The organism is Microcystis sp. M49636_WE2 (assembly GCF_030065375.1).
Taxonomy (GTDB): Bacteria; Cyanobacteriota; Cyanobacteriia; order Cyanobacteriales; family Microcystaceae; genus Microcystis; species Microcystis aeruginosa_C.
Genome location: NZ_JASJFG010000757.1, coordinates 1 through 5472, shown reverse-complemented (window position 1 = coordinate 5472; position 5472 = coordinate 1). Strand labels below are relative to the sequence as shown.

At 40.8% G+C, this 5472-nt stretch carries 5 protein-coding genes and 1 pseudogene; 3 read left to right on the top strand and 3 right to left on the bottom strand.

Annotated elements, in window-relative coordinates:
- Positions 1 to 726, bottom strand: a 726-nt coding sequence (gene bchL / locus PX484_RS17370) for a ferredoxin:protochlorophyllide reductase (ATP-dependent) iron-sulfur ATP-binding protein (RefSeq protein ID WP_288104916.1), incomplete at its 3' end; no start/stop codon positions are given.
- Between the two features lie 460 nt (positions 727 to 1186).
- On the opposite strand from bchL, the gene PX484_RS17365 reads away from it, so the two are divergent.
- Positions 1187 to 2017, top strand: a complete 831-nt coding sequence (locus PX484_RS17365) for a hypothetical protein (RefSeq protein ID WP_002800950.1) — start codon at positions 1187 to 1189, stop codon at positions 2015 to 2017.
- 19 nt (positions 2018 to 2036) lie between these two features.
- Positions 2037 to 2216 (top strand): hypothetical protein, encoded by a 180-nt coding sequence (locus PX484_RS17360; protein WP_002800951.1) that lies wholly within the window; start codon positions 2037 to 2039, stop codon positions 2214 to 2216.
- A 181-nt stretch (positions 2217 to 2397) separates the two neighbouring features.
- Here PX484_RS17360 and PX484_RS17355 read toward each other — a convergent pair whose 3' ends face one another.
- Both PX484_RS17355 and PX484_RS17350 read right to left on the bottom strand, forming a co-directional pair.
- Positions 2398 to 3606, bottom strand: a complete 1209-nt coding sequence (locus PX484_RS17355) for a 4-hydroxy-3-methylbut-2-enyl diphosphate reductase (RefSeq protein WP_287765052.1) — start codon at positions 3604 to 3606, stop codon at positions 2398 to 2400.
- 94 nt (positions 3607 to 3700) lie between these two features.
- On the bottom strand, positions 3701 to 4174 hold the full coding sequence (locus PX484_RS17350) for a CRR6 family NdhI maturation factor (protein ID WP_287657353.1): 474 nt from the start codon (positions 4172 to 4174) through the stop codon (positions 3701 to 3703).
- A gap of 1176 nt (positions 4175 to 5350) precedes the next feature.
- Between PX484_RS17350 and PX484_RS17345 the strand changes: the two are divergent.
- A pseudogene (locus PX484_RS17345) lies at positions 5351 to 5472 on the top strand (bile acid:sodium symporter family protein); the annotation flags it as partial.

Sequence of the window (5472 nt, the reverse complement as noted above, 5' to 3'; positions counted from 1 at the left end):
GGCAATGTTGAGATAATAGTCACAAACATAACTTAACATCGGATCCTTGTCGGCCATTTCAAAGAGAGTTTGACCTTTAACTCTGGAGACGCGAATATCTTCAATTAAGGGTAAAACTTCTAACACTGGCATGGGAACATGGTCCACATATTTATTAATTAAATCCCGTTTTGAGGTGCGATTGCCAATTAATCCGGCTAGTCGCAGGGGATGGGTGCGCGCTTTTTCGCGGACGGAAGCGGCGATGCGATTGGCGGCAAAAAGAGCATCAAAGCCGTTATCTGTGACAATTATGCAGTAATCGGCGTAATTTAAGGGAGCGGCAAATCCTCCACAGACCACATCCCCCAAAACATCGAACAAAATCACGTCAAATTCATCAAAAGCGTTCAATTCTTTTAATAATTTCACCGTTTCCCCGACGACGTAACCGCCACAACCGGCACCGGCCGGAGGGCCACCCGCTTCCACGCATTTGACTCCACCGTAACCGTCATAGATAACGTCTTCGGGCCAGATGTCTTCGTAGTGAAAATCTTTTTCTTGTAGGGTATCGATGATTGTGGGAATCAGAAAGCCTGTCAGGGTGAAGGTGCTATCATGCTTGGGGTCACAGCCTATTTGTAGGACTTTTTTGCCTCTTTTGGCTAAAGCGGCCGAAATATTACAGCTTGTTGTCGATTTACCGATGCCACCTTTTCCGTAGACTGCGAGTGTTAAAGGCATGGAAGTTCTCCTAAATTTGCGCTTGAATGGTGAGTTTGTTTATCAGTGCTTTGATCGCCATTATTAACCATCTACCCACTCCTTGGAAAGAGGCTCAATTTTTATCTGCTATAGCTAGAGTGAGATTTAAAGCGTAAAAATTAGATAAATAATTTTTTAGAGCTTATAGAGTTTATGAAATTGATAAAAACTTATAAAAACAGCTTTGTTTATACATTTACTTTAAATACAAACAATAAACAAAAAACCGCAAAAGCTTTACAAAAACTCGATAAACAGGGTTTTACCGTGCCAAACCAGAACAAAAAAGGTCAAGATAGAGCCAGTCTAGAGACTGATGTCAGATTTTCGTGAATAATCATTACAATTTTCCCGGTCAGCAGATTAAATAAATCGATCCTGAGAAGGATGCTGAAAAAAGCTGTAGTACAATTAGAACAAAGTACCTGTAGGATTTCCTATGCGAGTTAAGCAAAAAACGCTGACTACACTCTTGTTAGAGAATAAGGCTCCTAAATATCGTCCTTTTCTGGGTTTTTTTCTGGCTGGGGTTCCCTTGCTCTTTTTAGCATATTTGGTTTCTTTCCAGCGCGCTTATCTCGACTGCATTAGGTTAAGCACAAAAAGAATAGATTGTCAATATGTCCAAGAGTATAATTTTCCTGTTTCTAGTCGGGAAAATTTTTCTTTGACTCACATTAAAGCTACGGCTGTCTATCAAGAAGTTTTTATCAGTGTTGAGCAGGAAAAAACTGTTAATAACACGGTTTTATTGGTCGGGAGAAATAACCATCTCTACATCGAGAATTTTCGAGATGTGCAGTCAGCTAGTGATTTTAAAACCCGATTTGAGAGTTTTGTGAATAGATATCAAGCTCAGGAAATTATTGCCAAAAGTCCCCTAGATACCTTTTCATCACTGCTAGAACACCACCATAATTATCCCTATTATCTTTGGGGTATGTTATGCTTATTGTCTGGTCTATTGTTACTTTATGATGCCAGCTATCGGGAGAGTTATGTCTTTAATCAGGGTACCGCTACCCTAACCCGTAGGCGACAACATTTAACTTTTAGAAGTAAAAGTGATTATCTTCTAGAGAGAATTGTTGAGGCAAAAGTAGAAGAGTACAAAGGCTTTTTAGGGTCTAATTACCGACGGATTATTTTAACCTTATCCAACGGGGAAAAAATTATTCTCAATCGCCGTTTACTGGAATCTATCAGTAAGGGAAAAAGGGAAGAAAAAATTCTGGCAATGATTACCGAAAAGTTAAACTTAACTCAATAGGAACTGTTAATCTAAGTAAATGCGCTCTAGTTATTTAAAGTCTCTTTTTTTCGGTTTCCTATTAGTCACCGTGTTAGTTTATATATTGCGCGGCATGGGAATATTATCTTTTTTACCCGGAGGATTAATTTTGTTATTAATTCTCTCTTCCGTGGTGACGGGAATTATCTACGGAATCGATAAAACCCGCCGTTTTTAGGAAAATATCTGCTCTTCCTTCCAGACAGAAACGAGAAGAGCCGAACGGTTCTACTGATAATGGTAAACCCAAACGTCAGTTTGTCAGCAATCCCACGGATAAAAATAACTGATGGTGAGCCATAGATATTTCTCCAAAATTGAGATGCAGCCATTGCCAAAGGCTAACACACCTAGGCTAATTACGGAGAGACTAAAGAAGATTTGAACGCAAAAATTTTCTCGATTACCTCTTCTACCACCTTATCAGGAGTGGAAGCACCAGAAGTCACTCCGACGACAATTTTTCCCTCATTTAACCAGTTATCGGTGATAATTAAATCGTCCCCTAAAGGTTTATGTTCGATGCGATTACCGGGGAGAATGCGCTCGGCACTATCGATATGATAGGAGGGAATGGCACGCTCGATCGCTATTTCCTGTAGGTGAGTGGTATTAGAGGAATTATAACCGCCAATTACCACCATTAAAGAAAGCGGTTCTTTCACCAGTTCAAACATGGCATCTTGACGCTCTTGAGTGGCATCACAGATGGTATTAAAACTCATGAAATGATCTTTAAAATCGAGCGGTCCGTACTTTCTCAACATAGTATGCTCGAAGAGTTTGCCAATTTCCTCCGTTTCACTTTTCAGCATCGTGGTTTGATTGGCAATACCGATATAATCTAGATCGCGATCGGGATCGAAACCCTGGGAATGAGCATTTTTAAACTTCTCTAAAAACTCGTTTTTATCGCCACCGTGGAGAATATAATTAGCGACATAATTAGCTTGAGCCAAATTTAAAACGATCAGATAAGTGCCAGCAAAAGAGCTAGTGGCGATCGTTTCTTCGTGATTATATTTGCCGTGAATAATCGAAGTGTGGTCGCTTTTTTTGTGCTTTTCCACGGAATTCCACACCTTAGAAACCCAGGGACAAGTGGTGTCCACAATCATGCAATCCTTATCGTTAAGTATTTGCATTTCCGAGACACTGGCCCCAAAAGCGGGTAAAATCACCACATCCCCCGATTCCACCACGCTAAAGTCTTTTTGGCCATTTTCCACCGGAATAAAACCCACGGCCATGGAGCGCAGACGCTGATTAACCGAGGGATTGTGAATAATTTCGTTAGTAATCCAGATACGTTCCTGGGGAAAATGTTGACGAGTTTCGTAGGCCATAGCAACAGCGCGTTCTACCCCCCAACAAAAACCAAAAGCTTGAGCGAGATAGATAGTCACGTCACCCCGTTCTAAACGATAATTATTTTCACGAATTTTTTGGATCAGGTCGCTTTGATACTCATTGGTCATCGCATCCATTACTTCCTCTTTATGACCGAATCCCTTGCGGTTATAGTTATCCGATTGCTGTAGGGTGCGTTTAAAGGATTTTGTATCCATGATTCTCTGATAGGGGTATTAGTGGCGCTAAATTGGGCGAGACAGTAACTTGCCATATATTAAACATACCCTATCTAGTCAGCGCAGGAAGCCTTTAGAGACTAGAGAGAAATTCCTCGTCGATATCGTAACCAAACTGTTGAGCGAAAAATTTTAAGCGAGATAAAGCAGGAATTTGCTGACTTTTCAGCCAATCAGACAAAATAAAGAGTTTTTGCATCACAAAAATCTCCAAAGCTTCGGGATTATATTGAATTCCTTCCCCGCGATGGAATTGATGGGGGACCAACATAGCAGCATAACGGGCGATTTCTCCCTGTTTTGGGTCAAGAATAAAGATTAACCAGGGATAAACCGCATCTAAACGCAGAAACCACAGCCTAACTTCCGGTATCTCCGATAATTCCCGCATATCACCCTCTGCGCGAGGATAATCTATCTCTAATTGTAGAGCTTGTTCTAGTTCGGCGATCGCTGATCGGGACCGATAATCTTGAATAATAGTCTCTAAGGATGAGAGATCGAGATTTTGAATCTGATTGGGGTTAAGAGCGATTTTGACAGTCATAGGGGCAAATAAAAGGTTATATCGGGCAAAATTACGGTTTTTTATCCCCAGATCGGCAATGATCTATCTCAGAAAATACTCTCGATCGGGACAAAAAAACTAATTATGACTATTCTCTCACTCCAGAGCGAGAGAGGGAAACTGGACTAAAATAGACCTCTTGTAAAAATCAAAAATTGTTGTTAGGGTTAGGAGTCAGTAGTCAGGAGAATTAAGAATGAATAATAATCAATTAAATGGTCTATTTACAAATTTTATGCAATTTAATCCTTATTTTTGCCGTTTTTGAACCATCAAAAATTAATTATGCAAGAGGTTTAATCCTCATGATTGGATTTCTCCTACAATTTAACCTCGGTTGAACACTGGGGGTTTTTTAGTCGGCAAAATCGGGAACTCAGGTTATTGATAACTATTAGCTTGACGGGTAAACATAAGGTGATATTGTCCTCGTTTGCTCATCAGTTCTGCAGGGGTTCCTACTTCGCTAATTTTACCGTTTTCGAGGACAACAATGCGATCTGCTAATGGACAAAGAGCTAATCGATGACTAAATAGGGTCTGCTGAAAAAGTTTTTCAGCAAACCCTGTTTAAAACAAACAAAGGTTGAGTCTTCTCTGACGAACAATACACATTATTACAGTCCCCAGCACTCGAACCAGAAATAAAGGTACAATAGAACTGTAGAGATCTGGAGGGTTGCTATGTTTACACACAACTTAGATGACAGAAAACTGCCCCTCGATCGAGAAGGGAAAACTCTGCAAAAACTCACCTATCGTTCACCAAAAATCTACCACCTTGGTCACCCTAGCAATTTATCAACGGTAGGGAATTCAAGGATTGTGGGATTTAGAAGGAAAATTTTCCCTCGTTATTCTTGATGGAAGTCCTGCGGCAAAATTCCCTAGGCATTGCTGATGTCAAAAGTGGCAGTCGCATCAGCAGTTCCCTAGCTGTGATCCCATGGTTGCCACCAAGCAACTGAAGTATGACTAGAATATCATCCCGGATCGGCAAGGGAAACTGGACTAAAATCGCCAAGGTTGGATTTCTCCTGCAATTTAATCTCCCCTGCACACCGGGGGTTTTTAGTCAGCAAAATCGGTAACTAGGGACACGAATAAACCAGTCAATTTATGGGAAAATAAGCTCATCTTCTCCGCTTTTATCCCATGCAAGCCGACTTTTTTACTAATATCCTCTTACCCGTTGGCCTAGGCGTTTTAATGTTAGGCATGGGATTGGGATTAATTCTCGCCGATTTTCAGCGTATCACCCGTTATCCCAAAGCAGT

Coding starts and splice junctions, on each gene's coding strand:
- PX484_RS17365 (WP_002800950.1), top strand. CDS start 1,187: ATGCGAGTTAAGCAAAAAACGCTGACTACACTCTTGTTAGAGAATAAG.
- PX484_RS17360 (WP_002800951.1), top strand. CDS start 2,037: ATGCGCTCTAGTTATTTAAAGTCTCTTTTTTTCGGTTTCCTATTAGTC.
- PX484_RS17355 (WP_287765052.1), bottom strand. CDS start 3,606: ATGGATACAAAATCCTTTAAACGCACCCTACAGCAATCGGATAACTAT.
- PX484_RS17350 (WP_287657353.1), bottom strand. CDS start 4,174: ATGACTGTCAAAATCGCTCTTAACCCCAATCAGATTCAAAATCTCGAT.